Genomic DNA, 19,605 nt, shown 5'->3' on the forward strand with positions numbered 1-19,605 from the left:
TCCATGGCGCGCGGTATTAATAAAGTGATTTTAGTGGGCAACCTGGGTCAAGACCCTGAAGTTCGCTACATGCCTAACGGCAATGGCGTTGCTAACATTAGCATCGCGACCAGCGACAGCTGGAAGGATAAGAACACGGGTCAAATGCAAGAGCGTACCGAATGGCACCGCGTGGTATTGTTCGGTAAATTGGCCGAGGTAGCCGGCGAGTACTTACGTAAAGGCTCACAGGTTTATATTGAAGGTAAATTACAAACTCGTAAATGGACCGACCAAAGCGGTCAGGAAAAATACACCACGGAAATCGTGGTCGACGGTTTCGACGGCAAAATGCAGATGCTGGGCGGTCGTGGTGAGAATCCAGGTGGCGGCCAAGGCGGTTACCAAGGTGGTCAACAGCAAGGCGGCTTCGGTGGCGGCCAGGCACAAAACCAGGGTGGCCAGCAAGGTGGTGGTTATGGCCAATCACAACAGCAAGGCTATGCACAGCAGGGTAACCAAGGCATGCAGCAAGCTGCTCCACAACAAGGTGGCCAGCAAGGTGGCCAACAAGGCGGCTTTGCTCCTAAGCCACAAAATGCTCCTCAAGGTGGCGCTGCTAACCCAATGGAACCACCAATCGATTTCGATGACGATATTCCGTTCTAAGGTGAATCGGCTTGCTTAAGCAAGCTTATTGAAATCTAGATAGTTTCTTCTGAAGGCCCCGTAATACGGGGCTTTTTTATGGTCTCGCACTTGAGCTTCCCCTATACATGGACAACACTTTAGTCATGAGTAACTAAGACTAATAGACCTTGGGTTTGTCCATTTTTACAAAGTATCAAAGGCTTGGCTTAACCTGCATGATTGGAGCACTGGTGATGGTGTTGATCAACGCCATTTTGGTGTGGGCCTTGATGCAGGAACGGCAATCACAATTACAGCAACTGGAAACACGGCTTGAGCAATTGGGCAGTGTCAGTGAGCAGGTTGTGTCCTCGGCCTTGGAGCCTTATGGCTTATCGAGCAAGGCGCAAAAGGGCAGCTTTGTGATGCCGGTGCAATTTGATCTGGCATTGAGCTCAGGGTCGCTCAAGGTTTACAGTAAGCCATTGTGGCTGCAGCACAGCCATTGGTTTATTGCCATTAATGTCTTGTTGCTTATTTTCTTATGGCGCACGGTACATTGGCTGCGCGAGACCGAGTGGCGTTCGGCCAGGGCGCTGACTCGTAACGGCGGACAGAAAAAAGAAGCCGCTGATAAAGACACGCCCCCGGCCAGTGCCAATATGTTGGGAGTCAACCAGCTTCATCAGAGCGTTTTTGCTATTGTTTATTGCCAGCGTTTGAGCTCGGTGGCGTCCGGGATTGCCAGTTTATTCGAAGCCCTGCTGCAAGAACAGTTGCAGCATCAGCAACGGGTGTCGGTGAGCATACTTAATTCGGGTTGCTTTGCCATTACGGTTAAAGAGGTGGCCTATAAGCAGCTGGAGAGTCACCTGCAAAATTTCAGTGCCATGGCGCTAAAATGCTGCCGTAGTCTATTGCCCGATCTACGTCGTTCCGAGGTCAAAGTCGGTCTCTGTAACTATCGCAGTGGTGCCGATCAGGCGGTGGTGTACCAGCTTTGCCAATCGGCACTAGCACTGGCTCGCCAGAGTGAACATAAACATTGTTACCGCATTCCCTTTAGTCATAATCACTCCATGTTACTGGCCGCCAAGTCGTGTTCCTTGGTCGATGCCATCAACAACGAGCAATTCGTGTGTTTCTTCCAGCCGGTGTTCGACTTGTACAATGAGGAAATTATTCATCACGAAACCCTGCTGCGCATTCGCCACCCTCAGCTTGGGCTTATTTCTCCCGAGTATTTACTCAGTCACAGCACGCCCGAAAGTGCCGCGCGCAGCGTGGATATTGCCGTACTCAGGCGTTAGAAACCATGCTTAAGAGCGAGCAGCTCCTGGCCGATATTAGTTTAAATATTCACCCCAGCTCCTGGCTTGATGACGATTTTTGGCGGCGTTTAGGGGAGTTTTTAGAGCAACACCCCAGGGTCTGCTTGGAATGCCCGGCGGCCTTGTTGGCCAAACAACCCAGGCTGATCGCTAAGCGTTTAAAAAGTACTCCGCCCTGCCAGCGTGGCGTTATTGTTGATCAGTTAAGCAAGTGGCCCACCGATGCTTTAAACACCCTGAAGGTGCCCATTAAGGCGATTAAGTTGGCTAGCGAATTGATCAGTCATGTGGATACGGACAGGCATATTCTGCGCCGGGTTTTATCTTATGTCGCCAATGCTCAGCGTTTGGGGATCACTGTTTACGCGGTCGGCATTGAGCGCCATCAACAGGCCGAGGTACTTAAACAGCTGGGAGTGCAAGGCGCGCAAGGTTTTTATTTTACCGGCACCATAAATCAACTTAGCGCCTTCAATTTGCCCCAATAAGGCCGCGATACCTGAGCCCGTCCTTGCCCTGCAAACCACCAGTATGAATGGCAATAATATGACTGCCACTGGGAAAGTAGTCCTGCTCTATCAATTGCCAGAGGGCATAGAGCATTTTACCGCTGTAGATGGGCTCGAGGGGCACCTTGTGGGTGCGTTCGAACCATTGGCAAAAGCGCCATAGCTCGGGGCTAAAACGTCCATAACCAGCATCGTGATGATCACAGAGTAAACGCCAATCGCAGTTGGGACTAGGTTGCAGCTTGGCGATTTGCGTTTTTAGGTATTCGGCATTTTTCAATACCGCTATGCCCATGACCTGGGTCTGTGTTTGCCCGGACAGCAACCCCGCCAGGGTGCCGCCACTGCCGGTGGCACAGACTAAAAACTGATGTTCCGGCAGGCTATTGGCCAGCTCAGCGACCCCCTTTAAGGCAGCGGCATTGGTTCCGCCTTCGGGTAGGATAAAAGCCTTGGTAAAGCGCTGCTGTAATTGCTCTAGATACTCCGGGCTATTGCGCTGGCGATATTCGATGCGAGTGACTGGATGCAGTTGCATGCCGCAGGCCTTGGCGAAGCGTAGCGTCGGGTTACGTTGATCCAATTGCGGGCCGCGTACTATGGCTCTCGTTGAAAGGCGGAATATTTTGCCGGCGGCAGCACTGGCGTAAAGGTGATTGGAAAAGGCGCCGCCAAAGGTCAGCAGTTCCGATTTTCCGGAGTGAGCGAAGGCGACCAGGTTGTACTTTAACTTACGCCACTTGTTGCCATGGATAATGGGGTGCAGCAAATCGTCACGTTTAATACTTAAGCGAACACCGTGTTTGGTTAGCAACGCATCCTGAATCTGCTGCAGGGGGGATTCGGGGATTGTATTTTCGACCAGGTTCATGGGTAACCCTGTTTACTCGCTATGGGTATTTACAATGTGGATGCTGCGCTATTATCCGTTGCAACCAGGGTAAAAGCCAGTCTCAACCTAGGATCCGACACTTTTATCCCAGAGTCAGCTACTGTTAAGCGCAGAGGTGGACAATGGGCGCCCAATGGCGGCGCCTGCGCTGAAGAAGTAGAGCTGTCGTGCATTGCTTTGCGCAGCTTGTCGCAGGCGGGTCAGCACTATACTACTTTATGCGTATGTCGCCAGATGCCGTCAAAGTTGTGCACATACGGCGCTTAACGCGCTGTTTTTTAGAAACCAAAGCAAGCTTTATGTTGCCGCGACGCAGTTGCATTGGTAAAGTGTCCCAAGCTTTCAGATAATAAGAATTTTCAAAGGTCAACCAGTCCCATGTTCAAGAAACTCCGTGGTCTTTTCTCCAACGATCTATCGATCGACTTGGGTACAGCGAATACCCTGATTTATGTAAAAGAAGAAGGCATCGTCCTTAACGAACCTTCGGTAGTAGCCATTCGCCAAGAACGTGCTGGTGGACCGAAAAGTGTGGCTTCGGTGGGAACTGAAGCAAAACAAATGCTAGGGCGTACTCCGGGTAATATTAAAGCCATTCGTCCCATGAAAGACGGCGTTATCGCCGATTTTTATGTGACCGAAAAAATGCTTCAGCACTTTATTAAGCAAGTGCACAACAATAATTTCTTGCGTCCTAGCCCACGAGTCCTAATTTGTGTGCCCTGTGGCGCTACTCAGGTTGAAAAACGTGCTATTCGCGAGTCGGCCATGGGAGCCGGTGCCCGCGAGGTGTACCTTATCGAAGAGCCGATGGCGGCAGCCATTGGTGCCGGATTACCGGTATCTGAAGCAACGGGTTCTATGGTGGTCGATATCGGTGGTGGTACCACGGAAGTTGCCATTATTTCATTGAACGGTGTTGTGTATTCATCATCGGTGCGCATCGGTGGTGATAAGTTTGATGAAGCCATTATCAACTATGTACGTCGTAATTTTGGTAGCCTGATCGGTGAAGCCACGGCGGAGCAAATCAAGCATGAGATCGGTTCGGCCTTTAAGACCGACGAAGTGAAAGAAATCGAAGTACGTGGTCGTAACCTGGCCGAAGGTGTGCCGCGTTCGTTCACACTGAACTCGCACGAGATCCTAGAAGCCCTACAAGAGCCGTTAATGGGCATAGTGAGTGCCGTGATGGTGGCGCTGGAGCAATCGCCGCCAGAGTTGGCATCGGATATTTCTGCACACGGCATGGTCTTAACCGGCGGTGGCGCACTACTGAAAGATTTGGATCGCTTACTGATGGAAGAAACCGGCATCCCTGTAGTGGTGGCCGACGATCCTCTGACCTGTGTGGCTCGAGGCGGCGGTAAAGCCCTGGAAATGATCGATATGCACGGTGGTGACGTATTTAGCTACGACTAATGAATCTATTATTTGGTCGCACTATTTCAATGCAACTGCGATTAACCATCGCAGTTGTGCTTAGTGTCATACTTATCCTTGGGGATCGCTACACCAGCGGCGGAACCGCAGTCCGTACCTCGCTTAATACCCTGGTCAGTCCTTTGCTTTATCTGGCTAATCTTCCCTATGAGTTGCTTTCGACCAGCGCTAAAAATCTGACCTCCCGCGATCAACTGCTAAAAGAAAACGAAGCCCTAAAAAACAAGCAATTATTGCAAAGCGAACAGTTGCAGCAATATGCCTTCTTGGCCCAGGAAAACGAAAAGCTGCGCGCCTTATTGGGTTCAAATCCACGACAGCAGCAAGGTAAACTGGTTGCCCAGGTGTTATCCGTACACTCGAATCCTTACAGTCACCAGGTGGTGATCAATAAAGGGACCTCGGATGGTTTGCGCGAAGGCCTGGCTGTTATCGATGAGCTGGGTGTGGTTGGTCAGGTGATCCAGGTCGGCGCTAGCACCAGCCGCGTCTTGCTGATCACCGATACCACCCATGCTACCCCGGTGCGAGTGCTGCGCAACAATGTGCGCACCGTGGTTGAGGGCATGGGTAAGATCTCCAGCGTTAAACTCTCTCATGTCCCCCATAGCTTGGATATTCGCATTGGCGATGTGCTGTTAAGTTCGGGACTTGGGGAGCGCTTTCCCGAGGGCTATCCGGTTGCTGTGGTAACCCATATTAATCGTGATGAGGGTCGCCCCTTTGCGCAAATCTACGCGCAGCCAGTGGCGCAGCTCGATCGCATTCGACTATTGCTGGTGTTAACCGATACACCCCAGATGCAAGAGGTAAAGATCGATGAGTAAGCAGTATGGGCTCATTGTCTTAAGCGTCTTTTTCTCCTTGGTGATGGCGCTGATGCCCTTGCCGATTTCCATGGAATCGTTTCGTCCCGACTGGGTACTTCTGGTTTTGATGTATTGGTCTTTGGCCCTGCCACACCGCGTCAATATCGGTGCAGCCTGGGTAACCGGGTTGATCATCGACCTGGCTACCGGCTCTCCGCTTGGGGTGCACTCGCTCACCTACGCGGTGACCATCTACATCACCGCCAGCAATTACCAAAAGCTGCGTAATTTTTCGATTTGGCAGCAAGGCTTATTAGTGGCCGTATTCCTGGCCTTGCATCACCTGTTGCAGTTCTGGCTCCATCACTTTCTTTTGGATGTCTACTTTTCGCCACAATACCTGTGGCCGGTATTAACCGGTGCCATTTGTTGGCCCTGGCTGTTTTTGCTGCTGCGTAAATACCGACGTCATTTTCGGATCCGTTAATCATGAAGCCAATCTATCTTGCCTCGCAGTCGCCTCGGCGCCGCGAGCTTTTAGCGCAACTGGGCGTTGAATTTGAACAGTTTTCCGTGGATGCCGACGAGCGCCCCCTGAATGGCGAAAGCGCCTTGGCACTGGCCGAGCGACTGGCTCGCCTCAAGGCTGAAACCGGCGTTGCTCTTGGCTATCACGACCGCCCGGTGCTGGGCAGCGATACCGTGGTGGTATGCGACGGGCAAATCATGGGTAAACCGCGTGACTTTGACGACTTTGCAGGCATGATGGGCCAACTCAGTGGCCGCAGTCATGAGGTGCTGACCGCGGTGGCCCTGGCGGACACAGAGCACACTAGGAGTGTGGTGGTACGCACTCAGGTCACCTTCAAGCAACTGAGCGAAGCGGAAATAGCCGCCTACTGGCACAGTGGCGAACCGCATGACAAGGCCGGAGGCTACGGCATTCAAGGGCGCGCGGGGGCTTTTGTCACCCACCTTAGCGGTAGCTATTTTGCGGTGATGGGGTTACCTTTGTATGAGACACAAAAATTACTAGCTGAATTTTAGCATGAGCTCAGAATTACTTATTAATGTGACTCCCAGTGAGAGTCGCGTCGCCTTAATCGAAAATGGCGTGCTGCAAGAAGTCCAGGTTGAGCGTATTGGCAACCTGGGTATCGTGGGTAACATTTATCTTGGCAAGGTGAGCCGCGTATTGCCCGGCATGCAGGCGGCGTTTGTCGACATCGGCCTTGATAAGGCTGCATTTTTACATGCATCGGACATAGTCAACAGCGCCTCCTTTGAGGACGGGCTCGACGAACAGCCGGTGAAAAAGGTGCAGGACATTCGCGAGCTGGTACGTCAGGGCCAGCATATTATGGTGCAGGTGGTCAAAGACCCCATCGGCACCAAGGGCGCTCGATTAACCACTGACATCACCATACCCTCTCGCTACCTGGTGTTTATGCCGGACGCTACCCATGTGGGTGTTAGCCAACGCATCGAGAGCGATGAGGAGCGCCTGCGTCTTAAAGACATAGTCGCCCAGTACAATGATGAAAACGGTGGTTTTATCGTGCGTACCGCTGCCGAAGGGGCGAGCGAGCATGAGCTTAAGCATGATGCCGAATTCCTCAAGAAGCTTTGGCAGAAGATCGTTGAAAAGCGCAAGAAAACGCGCAAAGAAAGCATACTCCACGAAGATTTAAAGCTGGCGTTTCGGACCTTGCGTGATTACGTCGGCGAGGACATGGAGCGCATTCGTGTCGACTCCAAGCTGACGTATCAGGAGTTGGTGAACTTTACCGAAGAATTTGTGCCCCACCTTCACAAGGTACTGGAATATTATCCCGGTGAACGCCCCATTTTTGACTTGTTCGACGTTGAGAATGAAATTCAAAAGGCACTGCACCGCAAGGTAGAGCTGAAGTCCGGTGGGTATCTTATTATCGACCAGACCGAAGCCATGACCACGGTGGATGTGAATACCGGCGCCTTTGTCGGCCACCGCAACCTCGAAGAAACCATTTTCAACACCAATATTGAAGCCACTAGTGCTATCGCCCGCCAGTTGCGGTTGCGTAATCTTGGCGGCATCATCATTATCGATTTTATCGATATGATCTCCGATGAGCACAAACGACGGGTATTGCACTCTTTAGAGCAGGCGTTGTCTAAGGATAGAGCCAAGGCCAATATCAATGGCTTATCGGCGTTGGGGCTGGTTGAAATGACCCGTAAACGCACCCGCGAGAGCCTGGAGCATATTCTCTGTGGCGTGTGCCCTTCCTGTGCCGGTCGTGGTTCGTTAAAAACGGTGGAAACCGTGTGTTATGAAATCCTCCGTGAGATTGTGCGCGTTAATCGCGCCTATGATGCCGACAAATTTATGGTGTATGCCTCGGCGGCCGTCAGTGAAGCGCTAATCAACGATGAATATCACAATCTTGCCGAGTTAGAACTCTTTATTGGTAAGCAAGTGATTATTCAAACCGAAAACCTGTATAGCCAAGAGCAGTTCGATGTGGTGATGATGTAGTGAACGCCAGGTCGGTTTGCTTTTTTTGCGTCACAAAAATTTGGCAACTCAGCGCCATTATTTTGGTGCTGTTGGCCGTGCTTGTATCGCTATTAAAATACAGTTTGCCCTATGCCAATGACTACCGAGTCCAGGTCGAGCAGTTTCTTGGCGAGCAGCTTAACGCCGATATCTCTATAGGTTCACTGAGCGCCAGTTGGCAGGGCAATGGCCCGGCCCTGGTCGTCAATGAAGTGGGCTTTGCCGATAACGCCGAAGCGCCGATCAGCGTCAGTGTGGGGCAAACCCGCCTCCATATCAATTTGTGGCAATCCCTGCTGCACAGACAATTACGTTCTAATTATTTTGTCTTGAATGGCTTTAAGGCCAAAATCGACGCCCGACAGTTATTTACTAACGAGCAAAGCAGTAATAACTCTCAGCAACAAGCGTTGATAGAAAGCCTGTTCCTCGGTGCCTCCGGGCACTTTGCCATAGAAGACAGCGAACTTAATATCATCAGCCTGGATAACCGCAACCACCGCATTTTGTTAGAAAACCTGGTGTGGGAAAACCGCCTCGATGGGCATTATGCCGAGGGGCAGGTAAGCCTGCCCGGGATTGAGCAGAACTCTTTGGAGGCGCGGCTCAAATTATCCGGTGAAACTCTCGGAGGGGTGTACGGTGACCTCTATGTGCAGGCGCAAAGCCTGGATGTTTCGGGTTGGCTAAACGATTACCTGCGCCCCGAGCTTGAGGAACTGCAATCGGATTTGAATATTGAATCCTGGCTGCATTTTGCCGGTGGACGCCTGACCGACGTGCAGGTATTAACCCATCCTAGCAAGTTGTCCTGGCGCAACGGTGAACAAGAGGAATACCTTGAGTTGCAGCAAGGCATGGTGCGAATTCACCCTCAGGCTAAGGGGTGGCGCGTACGCACATCCGGGTTGCAGCTCAGTGACGAGCAGTTCCAGTGGTCACCGCTGATCTTCGATGGTTTGTTTAGCGATGAGCAAAAGGTATGGGTGCAGGATTTGGATATCTCCATGGTCTCCACCTTTGCCCGTCTGGCCAAGGGGGAAGCCTTGCAGGGGTTGCTGTCTATCCAGCCTCAGGGTTTTATCAACGAGGGCTTCTTTCACTGGCAAAACACCGATCAGTGGCGCCTGTGGTTTGCTGCCGAGCATCTGGGGTGGTCTGGTATTCATGGTATTCCCGGGGCGCAGGATCTTAGCGCGACGGCACATATCACCAATGAAAAAGGGCTCTTAAGTGTGCAAGGGAGCGACAACCACCTGCTCACCGGTGATACCTTTAGCCAGCCTCTGGCCTATCAACAACTGATAGCGGAAATAGCCTTTTATAACCATGGTGATTATTGGTCAATTGAAAGCGACAACGTACGTTTAAGCAATGATGATCTGCAACTGGTGAGCGAATTTGCTTTGCGTCTTGAGGCGCAGCCTAACCTGGACTTATACGCGGAAATCAGTGGTGGCAGTGCCGCCAGTGCCGGGGCCTATTTCCCCGTGCCCTATATGCACAAAAATTTGATCGACTACCTTAACGGCGCTATTAAGGGGGGTGACATGCGCTTTGCCCAGGTGCTGATGCAGGGGCCGATCGCCGAGTTCCCATACACCGAAAACCAGGGCCGCTTTATTGTTAAGGCCGAGGTCGATAACGCCAAATTCGCTTTTGCTCCCCAATGGCCGGCGCTGGATGAAATAGGCGTTAGCCTGAACTTCGACAACCAGCGCATGGATATCTACAGCCGGGAAGGGGAGTTGTTAAATTTAAGCCTGGACAGCAGTGTGCATGTCTACCTGGAAGACTTGCTCAATGCTGAGACCCTGTTTATTGATATTAACGAGCAGGTCGACGCGCCCGAATTACAACCGTTTTTTGCCGACACGCCCTTGGCCAAGCCGCTGGCAACCGTGTTCGAGGTGATCCAGGCCCAGGGCAGCCTAGCCGGGCAGTTACAACTGCAAATCGACCTTAAGGGCGGTGGTGTGCTGGCAAAGGGCGATGTTGAGTTTGCCGGCAATCCGGTGTATCTGGCGCAGCCCGGTTTGAACCTGCAAGACTTACGTGGTCGTTTGAGTTTTGCCAACGATCGTATCGAGATCAAAGAAGCCAGCGCTCGTTGGCAGGGAATGCCGCTCACCATTAGTTTGCTGGGGGCGCAAGAAGGCGACAGCTATAACACGGATATCGAGCTTACCCTGGAAGCGGATACGGCCAAGCTGGAGCAAAGCCTGAATGGCCTGCTGGCGCCGCAACTTAAGGGTAAAACGCCATTGAATGCTCATCTACAACTGAGGTTTGACGAACAGGGCTTTAATTACGAGGCCCATGTGCAAAGCGACCTTATTGGCATTAGAAGCAGCTTACCTGCGCCTTACAATAAACAGGCGCAAGAGGTATTACCCCTTAATGCGCTGATCCAGGGTGATGATATCTCCAATTTGATCATGGCCGAGCTCGATGGTCAGCTGTATTTCAACGGTATTTTAGATAATGGCAGCGGGCGGATGAGCAATGCTCACCTGATCGTCGGCGAGCAAAATCTGGGCCTGAATCAACAAGGTTTCGATGTGTCTATAAACCTGCCGCAGGCGGATGTGCTGCAGTGGCAACCGGTGATAGACAATATTATTAGCGTCTCGAGTCGTCCTGCAAGCGGCGCCTCCGTGATGCCTCAATTACATAAGGTGGCAGGACAAATTGGTCAGGCGCAGTTAGGTCCTGTGCCCTTTAACGAACTGGAATTTACCCTGGTGCCGACCCCAGGGGCGATGGATCTAAAGCTGACCGCCAAGGAATTACGGGCGCGAGTGGACATCCCAACCGGTGAGCAGCCCAGAGATATTCATATTCAAGCCGATTACCTGCGCGCTAATGTGCCTACGGCGCAGGAGCCGGATAGCGAGCAGGTCGCAGAAGAGCCTGAGCAAGATTTAAGCTGGCTGGGGCGCCTGCCGGCGGTGCGCTTTGAGTGCAGCGACTGTCGCCTCAATCAGTATCAACTGGATAAGGTGACGATGGCCTTCGAGGGCGACGGGCAGCAGCTTAATATTAAAAGCCTAGTCGTTGATAAGGGCGAGCATATCTTACGTGCCGATGGTATCTGGCGAGATGGTCAAACGGCACTGCAAGGCGAGTTTAACAGCGATGATATCGGCGAGTTGTTCGATGAATTCGATATCACCTCTACGGTTCAGGACTCGAATGCCAGCATGGATTTTGCCTTGCATTGGCAAGGTGCACCCTATGACTTCGATATCCCCAGTTTGGGTGGCAATATCGAATGGCGCCTCGGAGACGGGCATTTAAGCGAGATCAGTGATGGCGGTGCTCGGGTCTTTTCACTGCTGAGCTTGGACTCACTGGTGCGTAAGCTGAAACTGGACTTCCGTGATGTATTTGCCAAAGGCTTTTTCTACAACAGCATGGAAGGCAGCATGCAGTTGGCCAGCGGTATTGCCTATACCAAGGACACTAAAATGGACGGTGTGCCCGCGGATTTAACGATTCAAGGTTATGCCGATCTTAACAGCCAAACCCTTAATTATGATCTCTCTGTGGCGCCCCAGGTCACATCCAGCCTGCCGGTTATCGTGGCCTGGATGGTCAATCCGGTGACCGGCCTGGCGGCCTTAGCGCTGGATAAGGTGATCCACTCAGCAAGGGTGATCTCCGAGATTAAGTTTAAGATCAGTGGCCCCATGAGCGACCCACAGGTGATAGAACTTGACCGTAAGAGCCGTGAAGTGACCTTACCCCAGGCGGCCCAAAACGAACCGCCGGAAGATGGCGATCTGGAGCCTCAGCCACAGTGATTATTCATGCCCTGCAACTATGCGCCCAAAGCGACGCCGAAGTGAACTTCGCTGCGGTGCAAACCTTGATAGCCAAATTGCCGCCGCAGCGTCCCGCTCTGGTGTGTTTACCGGAGAGTTGGCTGTGCTTTGCCAAACACAGCGAGCAGGTTCTGGCCGTGGCCGAACAGCATCAAGCCTGGCGCCAACGTTTGGCTGAGCTGTGTCGAGAGCAAGGTATTTGGCTGGCCGCCGGCACCCTACCCGTGATGAGCGTCAGCGGTCGCTATTATGCCGCCTCTTTGCTTATTGACGATCGGGGCGTTGAGCGTGCCCAGTACAATAAAATCCACCTCTTCGATGTCACCGTCGCCGACAGCACAGGCAATTACCGCGAGTCTAAGCATACCCAGCCCGGCGAGCAGGTCGTGGTGGCCGACACGCCTTTTGCGCGGCTGGGACTCAGTGTGTGTTATGATATGCGCTTTAGTGAATTATATCGGGCGCAAGTGCAACAAGGCGCCGATGTGCTGCTTATTCCCAGTGCCTTTACCGTGCCCACCGGCCGTGCCCATTGGCATACCTTGTTGCGGGCCCGAGCCATTGAAAGCCAGGCCTATGTGGTGGCCGCCGGTTTATATGGCCGTAATGGCACCGAGCACAATCATGACAATGGCCGCGAAACCTATGGCCACAGTGTGATAGTGTCGCCTTGGGGCGAGATCCTTGCCGAGCGCGACCATGGTCCAGGTTGGATTAGCGCCACCCTGGATAGCAACGAATTAAATCAATGCCGTGAGCGTATGCCGATGGCCGCTCACCGCCAAGCGAGAAAAGTAATTTTATGAGCCAAGTAGAGCACAATCTCTTAACCCAGAGTCATATTGACCGTGATGATCTCGCCAAAGCCCTTGCCTATATTCACCAGCACAAGGTGGATTATGCCGACCTGTATTTTCAATCGAGCTATAACGAGTCCTGGGTATTGGAAGATGGCCTGGTAAAAGAAGGCAGCTACAACATAGAGCGTGGTGTTGGCGTGCGCGCTATCAGCGGTGAAAAAACCGGTTTTTCCTATTCCGATGCCATTAATCTTGAGGCTATTAATAATGCCGCCATGGCCGCGCGCAGCATTGCCGATGCCGGTCAGGATGGCAAGGTGCAGGTCTTTAGCGAGCAGGATGTAAAGCGCCAGTTTGAACCCATGCAGCCCATCCAAAGCATGAAGGATGCGGACAAGGTAGCCCTGCTTCATGAAGTGGAAGATTATATCCGTCAACTGGCCCCAGAGGTTGAGCAGGTGGTTAGCTCCATGTCGGCGGTTTATGAAGAGGTGTTGATTGCCGCCAGTGATGGCACCTTTGCTACGGATATTCGTCCGCTGGTGCGCTTGAACTGCTCTGTATTGCTGACCAAGGGCGAACGCCGTGAGCGCGGCGGTGCCGGTGGCGGTGGTCGCACAGATTTTCATTACTTTAAAGAGTTGGTTGAAGGTAAGCCGCGCTGGATGCACTACGCTGAGGACGCGGTGCGCATGGCGCGCGTGAATCTTGAAGCCATAGATGCTCCTGCGGGCACCATGCCGGTAGTGTTAGGCGCAGGCTGGCCGGGCGTGCTGCTGCATGAAGCGGTAGGCCATGGCCTGGAAGGCGATTTCAACCGTAAAGGGGCGTCGGCCTTTAGCGGTAAGATAGGTCAACAGGTGGCTTCAGAGCTCTGCACCGTGGTTGATGATGGCACCATGGCCGATCGTCGCGGTTCTTTGAATATCGATGATGAAGGGACGCCTGCCGGTTATAACGTGCTGATTGAGAAGGGTATCCTTAAGGGCTATATGCAGGATAAGCATAACGCCAAGTTGATGGGGGTAGCGCCTACCGGTAATGGTCGCCGTGAGTCTTATGCTCACCTGCCCATGCCGCGTATGACCAACACTTATATGTTGGCCGGTGAGCATTCACAGGCGGATATTATCGCCTCGGTCGATAAGGGCATCTATGCGCCTAACTTCGGCGGCGGTCAGGTAGACATTACCTCGGGTAAATTCGTGTTCTCCGCTTCGGAAGCCTACTTAATTGAAAACGGTAAGATCACCACACCGATTAAGGGCGCGACCCTGATAGGTAACGGCCCGGAGGTGATGAAGCAAATCTCCATGGTCGGTAACGACCTTGAGCTCGATAAGGGCGTGGGCGTGTGTGGTAAGGACGGTCAAAGCGTGCCGGTTGGCGTGGGTCAGCCGTCGCTGAAAATTGACCAGCTTACCGTGGGCGGCACGGCTTAAGATAATAAAAAAGAAAAAGGCAGCCTAGGCTGCCTTTTTTCGTTTAGGCCTCAGGCCTAAAGCATTAAATCTTTAAGGATCTGGAATAGCTCTTTAAAGGCCTTGCCCGGCTTTTCCTGTTTAACCTCTTTTGCCGCCTGACGAATAAGCTGGCGCATACGTTGGCGCTCCAGCTGCGGGTATTCCTCTAGCAGGGCATTAAGACTGGCATCGCCCTGGGCGATTAGATCATCACGTGTTTGCTCGATATGATTGATGATCACGTCTTTTTGGTTGTTCTTATTGGTAATAATGGCCATTGCCTGATGAATGTCTTCGACATTGGTGGTGCTACGCAGGGTTTTGGCAATATAGTTTAAGTGTCGACGGTAGGCGTCCTTTTTATCCTTCAAACGGTCGGCCAGGTCCATCGCAGCTTCCAAGTCGGGACTAAGCGGAAGCTTCTCGCGTTGCTTTTTCGATAGATTAGCAATCTCTATGCCTAGCTCATGGTACTCCATGGCATCGCGCTTAAGCTCGCTTTTAGATACGTAAATAATCTCTTCTTCGGGTTGCGGTTTTTTGGCCATACTGGTCTCGACTAATGCACTTTGTCGTTATTATACCAATTCGTTTGGGTAAGTGGTTGGAAAATTGCGCGAGGCTGGTTAACACCGTGAGCAAAGTGCTGGCGGCTAGGCATGATATCACTAAATTAGTGGGATGCTTTGTGGTAGGCTAGGGTCATTAGATCCAAGAGCGAAACGAATTATGCAAGAAAACGAATCTGCGGCGATTTACCAGCAAATCGACGAAGTAAAAGACGCCGTCAGTGAAGTCTTAGAGCAGGCCAAAAAGCTTGGAGCCACGGCCGCCGAAGCGGCGATGTCGAGCACCAGTGGTTTGTCTGTGAGCACCCGCTTGGGCGAAGTCGAGACCATCGAATTTAACCAAGATGGCGGCTTGGGTGTGAGTGTTTATGTGGGCAACAAGAAAGGCTCGGCATCAACCGCAGACCTTAGCCCACAAGCCTTGCGCTCGGTGGTAGAAAAGGCCATTGAAATTGCCAAGTACACCTCGGAAGACCCATGCAATGGCCTTGCCGATGCCGAGCTATTGGAGATGAGCCCGCCGGATCTGGATCTTTACCATCCTTGGCAGGTGACGCCGGAGCAAGGCATTGAAATTTGTCAGGAAGCGGAGCATGCAGCGCTGAACTTTGATGCGCGCATCGTCAACTCAGATGGCGCCAGTTTCAGCAGCCATCAGGGCCTGCGCGTATATGGCAACAGCCATGGTATGTTGGCTGGTTTCCCGCGTACCCGTCATAGCATCAGTACCATGGTGATAGGTCAGGAAGGGGAGCACATGCAGCGAGACTCGGCCTACACCATAGCCCGTGAGCAAAGCGGCCTGAAGGCGGCCAGCGAGGTGGGCCTGGAAGCGGCCAGCGAAACCCTGGCCCGCTTAAATAGTCAAAAGTTGGGCACCATGAAGGTACCGGTGATTTTCCGTGCCGATGTGGCCAACTCATTGTTTGGCCATCTCGTTGGGGCCATAGGTGGTGGCGCCTTGTATCGTAAATCCAGCTTCTTGCTTGATAGCCTAAATACTAAGGTGTTCAGCGATATAGTTAATATTAGTGAGCGCCCACACTTGCTTAAAGGCTTTGCGTCGTCACCCTTTGATTCTGAAGGGGTAAAAACTCAGGACCGTGAAATTATTCACGGCGGTGAGCTAAAAACCTATCTCCTGGCCAGCTATGCAGCTCGCAAAATGGGTATGACGGCAACCGGTCACGCCGGTGGCATTCATAACTGGCTGGTGGAACAAACTCACCAGGACTTAAAGGCACTGCTGAAACAGATGGGACGCGGTTTATTGGTGACCGAGTTGATGGGTCAGGGTGTTAATACAGTGACCGGTGATTACTCCCGCGGCGCTGCCGGTTTCTGGGTTGAAAACGGCGAAATTCAGTATCCGGTGAGTGAAATTACCATAGCCGGTAACCTTAAAGATATGTTTAAGGGTATCGTCGGCATAGGTGGCGACATCGACCCGCGCGGTGGGGTACTCACCGGCTCAGTGCTGATTGAGCAAATGCAGATAGCCGGCGAATAATCCCAGCATCTATTTCTCGAATAGCTTTAAAGCGCCTGATGGGCGCTTTTTTTCATTTTATGCTTTACCTTAACTTAAGTTGAGGTTTTACAGTCTTTCCTAAGTTAAATAATGAAAACCAAATTAGGAGAGAGTGATGTACTTAGAACATGTGAATTTAGTGGTCACGGATATCAATGAATCGCTGCGCTTTTATCGCGCTGCCTTCCCGCACTGGCAGGTACGCAGCAAGGGCGAAGGGACTTGGTCCGGTAAACCGCGTAATTGGCTGCATTTTGGCGATGAGTATCACTACATTGCCTTGAGCGATAACGGCGAGGGTGAAAATCGTGACTTAGCGGGGCACCAGCCCGGCTTGGCGCATTTCGCCTATGTCACTCAGGATATCGAAGGGGTGATAGAGCGCTTGCAGCATGCGGGCTTTGCTATCGCCAAAGACGGGATGGATAACCCCTATCGTCGCAATGTGTATTTTATCGACCCCGCGGGTTTTGAAGTGGAGTTTGTGCAATACCTGACGGATATTCCAGAGCTGCGTAATAATGAACTGTGAACTCGCACAAAAAAGCCCAGCATGTCTGGGCTTAGGCTCTATATGCTAGATCAGGAACCAGGTCGCGGTGCCGAGGAAGGCGAAGATACCGACGATATCCGTGACCGTGGTAAGGACCACATTACCCGCCAGGGCCGGGTCGATATTCATGCGCTTGAGAATCAGCGGGATCACCGCTCCGGCGATACCGGCGGCCAGCAGGTTCATAAACATGGCAAAGGCAATCACCAGGCCTATGGTGATATCCCATTTCCACAGGGCAATGGCGCTGCCTATGAGTATCGCCCACAGCACGCCGTTAAGAGCACCGATGGCCAGCTCCTTGGTCAGGAGGAACTTTTGGTTAGTGTCGTTGATATGACCCAGGGCCAGACCACGAATAACCAGGGTCAGGGTCTGCGAGCCGGCAACGCCACCCATGGACGGCACTATGCCGTTAAGCACGGCTAAGAAGGGTAAAATACCCAGGGTGGTTTCGAAAAAGCTGGCCACAAAGGCCGCCAACATGGCGGTAAGCAGGTTGACCCCCAACCAGATAGAGCGTCGCTTGGTACTTTTTACAACCGGGGCAAAGGTATCTTCTTCATCGTCAAGACCGGCGAGACTCAACATGCTGTGCTCGGCGCCTTCGCGGATGACGTCAACGATATCATCGATGGTAATACGACCCAGCAGGTGCGCCTGATCATCCACTACCGGGGCTGAGATCCAGTTATGACGTTCGAACAGTTGCGCCACTTCCGACTCGTCCATGGTAATGGGAATGACTTCGCATTCCTCGTCCATCACCTCGCGCACTATGGCATCGGGCATGGTGGTGAGTAGCGAGGTAAGCGGCAGTGAGCCTAAAAAGCAATTGTCTTTGTCGACCACATAGAGTTCATCCGTGCCCTCGGGCAGCTCGCCCTTTAAACGCAGGTAACGCAACACCACATCGATGGATACGTCCGGGCGGATGGTCACGGTATCCGTGTTCATCAAAGCCCCGGCAGAACGCTCCTGATAGGAAAGCGCCGTGGTTGCCCTGTCTCGATCCTGGCTATCCATGGCGTCGATTACGTCTTTATATACGGGCTCCGGCAGGCTTCGTAGTACTTCACCGAGGTCATCGTCGTCCATGTCCTCGGTCGCCGCGGCAATGTGTTCCGGCTCCATGCGCGCAATAATGCTAAGACGCACGTCTTCGGACAGTTCTTCGAGTACGTCACCCTGAACGTCGGGATCGACTAAGGTCCAGAGTTTAGAGCGCGTCTTATGGGGCGATGATTCGAGTAAAAGGGCGGTGTCGCAGGGAGCCGTTTTTGCTAGAAGCCGACGTACATGAACAAATTGACCGCTATTGAGTGCTTCAGTGATCTCTTGAAGTGGTTGGAGCGGGTTTTCTTGTTCAAAGGCTTCAGGCATAGGCATCCCTTATCAAAATATTTCTGCGGATGGATAACGTCCTGATAAGCAGGCACTTACAGGCGCCACATTAGTTTACCTTAACTCCCCTTAAGTTACCAAAGTAAATAACCGCTAGGGCCTGAACCGAGAGTGCTTATTTCGTATTACAGCGTGGTGAATTACTCTTGCTCGTGGAATTTTTCTGCGATGAGCTGGCCAATGGCGGCGAGCGCGCCTTCTTCGTCACTGCCTTCACATACGACTTTAACTTCCTTGCCCTGGCCGCTTTCAAGTAGCAACAAGGCCAGAACACTGTCTGCTTCGGCGCTTTTCTCGCCCTGATAGAGGGTGATCTTGGCGTCGAAGTTCATTGCTAATTGCGCCAGTTGTGAGGCGGCGCGGGCGTGCAATCCTAGCTTGTTTTGAATAACAAAGGTGGCTTCCATCAAGTCTAGCCCTCCTGCTCGCGGTGGCGAATTTTCACGTTAGAGTAGGTGTCCATAAAGCGCTCCCCCAGGGTTTGTGCCAAATAGACGGAGCGGTGCTGACCACCAGTACAGCCGATGGCGATGGTTAAATAACTGCGGTTATTGCGCTCCAAATGGGGTAACCAGGTTTGCACAAAGGTTTGAATTTGCCAGGTAAATTTTTGCACTATGCTGTGGCTGGCCAGGTAGTCTTTAACCGGTTGGTCGAGGCCCGTCAGGGGCTTGAGCTCGGGCTCCCAGTGCGGGTTAGGCAAAAAACGGGCATCGAAGACATAGTCGGCATTTTTTGGGATGCCGTGTTTAAAGCCGAAAGACTCGAAGGTGATCAGTAATTGTTTGTCTTTTTTACCCAGTACCTTTTCGCGGATCATCTCCGCCAACTGGTGCACGCTTAACTCACTGGTATCAATGATAAAGTTGGCATGGGTGATCAACACATCCAGCAACTGCTTTTCTTCACGAATGGCCAGATCCAGGGGCAGGTTTTGCATCGACAGCGGGTGCAGGCGTCGGGTTTCCGAGAAGCGTTTGATCAGGGTTTGCTCGTCACTGTCGAGATAAAACAGGGTCGGTTGCGAGAATTCCGGCAAGTAGCCGAGAATATCGCTAAATTCTTGTTCTTCTTTGGGAAGGTTGCGAACGTCTATGCTGACGGCAATTTTATCGTAGTTGTCGGATACGCTGCGCACCAGGGCGGGCAATAGGTTGACTGGGATGTTATCGACACAATAGTAGCCGAGATCTTCTAACACATGCAGGGCGACGGATTTACCGGAACCAGAGCGCCCACTGACAATAATCAAATCCATTTATCCACACCCCTTGCCGAGCCTTTACGCCGGCATCAAGTTAAACACCCGAGCTATTTGAGCCT

General features: G+C 52.3%; 18 protein-coding genes. 13 read left to right on the forward strand and 5 right to left on the reverse strand.

The features are described 5' to 3' along the window. Positions 1-3: 3 nt before the first annotated feature. The 3 genes from ssb to C2M36_RS02910 all read left to right on the forward strand — a co-directional run bounded on the left by ssb (position 4) and on the right by C2M36_RS02910 (position 2,428). A complete protein-coding gene (gene ssb / locus C2M36_RS02900; protein ID WP_105253622.1) occupies positions 4-648 on the forward strand; it encodes a single-stranded DNA-binding protein in 645 nt (214 codons plus the stop codon). Between the two features lie 197 nt (positions 649-845). Continuing rightward, entirely contained in the window at positions 846-1,919 is a 1,074-nt protein-coding gene (locus C2M36_RS17055) for an EAL domain-containing protein (protein WP_105253623.1), read from the forward strand. Between the two features lie 5 nt (positions 1,920-1,924). Beyond that, positions 1,925-2,428, forward strand: coding sequence for an EAL domain-containing protein (locus tag C2M36_RS02910; RefSeq protein WP_105253624.1), 504 nt, complete (start codon positions 1,925-1,927; stop codon positions 2,426-2,428). On the opposite strand, the gene C2M36_RS02915 is transcribed toward C2M36_RS02910, so the two are convergent. After that, positions 2,412-3,320 (reverse strand): 1-aminocyclopropane-1-carboxylate deaminase/D-cysteine desulfhydrase, encoded by a 909-nt coding sequence (locus C2M36_RS02915; protein ID WP_105253625.1) that lies wholly within the window; start codon positions 3,318-3,320, stop codon positions 2,412-2,414. The genes C2M36_RS02910 and C2M36_RS02915 overlap by 17 nt on opposite strands. 399 nt (positions 3,321-3,719) lie before the next feature. On the opposite strand from C2M36_RS02915, the gene C2M36_RS02920 reads away from it, so the two are divergent. From C2M36_RS02920 to tldD, 8 genes are read left to right on the forward strand one after another with little or no spacing between them, the layout of a single operon-like run. Continuing rightward, positions 3,720-4,763 carry a rod shape-determining protein gene (locus C2M36_RS02920; RefSeq protein ID WP_105253626.1) on the forward strand — a complete coding sequence of 348 codons (1,044 nt, stop codon included), beginning with the start codon at positions 3,720-3,722 and terminating at the stop codon, positions 4,761-4,763. After that, positions 4,763-5,611, forward strand: a complete 849-nt coding sequence (gene mreC, locus C2M36_RS02925) for a rod shape-determining protein MreC (protein ID WP_105253627.1) — start codon at positions 4,763-4,765, stop codon at positions 5,609-5,611. Before C2M36_RS02920 ends, mreC begins: the two co-directional genes overlap by 1 nt. Beyond that, positions 5,604-6,080 carry a rod shape-determining protein MreD gene (gene mreD / locus C2M36_RS02930; RefSeq protein WP_105188023.1) on the forward strand — a complete coding sequence of 159 codons (477 nt, stop codon included), beginning with the start codon at positions 5,604-5,606 and terminating at the stop codon, positions 6,078-6,080. Before mreC ends, mreD begins: the two co-directional genes overlap by 8 nt. Before the next feature lie 2 nt (positions 6,081-6,082). Next, positions 6,083-6,640, forward strand: coding sequence for a Maf family protein (locus C2M36_RS02935; RefSeq protein ID WP_199883007.1), 558 nt, complete (start codon positions 6,083-6,085; stop codon positions 6,638-6,640). A gap of 1 nt (position 6,641) precedes the next feature. Further along, a complete protein-coding gene (gene rng / locus C2M36_RS02940) occupies positions 6,642-8,114 on the forward strand; it encodes a ribonuclease G (protein ID WP_105253629.1) in 1,473 nt (490 codons plus the stop codon). Further along, complete coding sequence (locus C2M36_RS02945; protein WP_105253630.1) at positions 8,114-11,941, forward strand: YhdP family protein; 3,828 nt, start codon at positions 8,114-8,116, stop codon at positions 11,939-11,941. The genes rng and C2M36_RS02945 overlap by 1 nt, the downstream gene beginning before the upstream one ends. Then, positions 11,938-12,768, forward strand: a complete 831-nt coding sequence (locus tag C2M36_RS02950) for a carbon-nitrogen hydrolase family protein (protein WP_105253631.1) — start codon at positions 11,938-11,940, stop codon at positions 12,766-12,768. The genes C2M36_RS02945 and C2M36_RS02950 overlap by 4 nt, the downstream gene beginning before the upstream one ends. Then, positions 12,765-14,204 (forward strand): metalloprotease TldD, encoded by a 1,440-nt coding sequence (tldD, locus tag C2M36_RS02955; protein WP_105253632.1) that lies wholly within the window; start codon positions 12,765-12,767, stop codon positions 14,202-14,204. The genes C2M36_RS02950 and tldD overlap by 4 nt, the downstream gene beginning before the upstream one ends. Positions 14,205-14,260: 56 nt before the next feature. Here the strand turns inward: tldD and yjgA are convergent, their stop codons facing one another. Further along, entirely contained in the window at positions 14,261-14,773 is a 513-nt protein-coding gene (gene yjgA, locus C2M36_RS02960; protein ID WP_105253633.1) for a ribosome biogenesis factor YjgA, read from the reverse strand. 181 nt (positions 14,774-14,954) lie between these two features. Between yjgA and pmbA the strand changes: the two genes are divergently transcribed. Both pmbA and C2M36_RS02970 read left to right on the forward strand, forming a co-directional pair. Next, positions 14,955-16,304 carry a metalloprotease PmbA gene (pmbA, locus tag C2M36_RS02965; RefSeq protein ID WP_105253634.1) on the forward strand — a complete coding sequence of 450 codons (1,350 nt, stop codon included), beginning with the start codon at positions 14,955-14,957 and terminating at the stop codon, positions 16,302-16,304. A gap of 136 nt (positions 16,305-16,440) precedes the next feature. Continuing rightward, positions 16,441-16,857 (forward strand): VOC family protein, encoded by a 417-nt coding sequence (locus C2M36_RS02970; RefSeq protein WP_199883008.1) that lies wholly within the window; start codon positions 16,441-16,443, stop codon positions 16,855-16,857. Between the two features lie 45 nt (positions 16,858-16,902). Here the strand turns inward: C2M36_RS02970 and mgtE are convergent, their stop codons facing one another. The 3 genes from mgtE to rapZ all read right to left on the reverse strand — a co-directional run bounded on the left by mgtE (position 16,903) and on the right by rapZ (position 19,540). Next, positions 16,903-18,261 carry a magnesium transporter gene (gene mgtE / locus C2M36_RS02975; RefSeq protein WP_105253636.1) on the reverse strand — a complete coding sequence of 453 codons (1,359 nt, stop codon included), beginning with the start codon at positions 18,259-18,261 and terminating at the stop codon, positions 16,903-16,905. A gap of 161 nt (positions 18,262-18,422) precedes the next feature. After that, a complete protein-coding gene (locus tag C2M36_RS02980; RefSeq protein ID WP_105188013.1) occupies positions 18,423-18,689 on the reverse strand; it encodes an HPr family phosphocarrier protein in 267 nt (88 codons plus the stop codon). Positions 18,690-18,694: 5 nt separating this feature from the next. Next, complete coding sequence (gene rapZ / locus C2M36_RS02985) at positions 18,695-19,540, reverse strand: RNase adapter RapZ (protein WP_105188012.1); 846 nt, start codon at positions 19,538-19,540, stop codon at positions 18,695-18,697. Positions 19,541-19,605 lie beyond the last annotated feature (65 nt).

The organism is Pseudoalteromonas sp. T1lg75 (assembly GCF_002964705.1).
GTDB lineage: Bacteria > Pseudomonadota > Gammaproteobacteria > Enterobacterales > Alteromonadaceae > Pseudoalteromonas.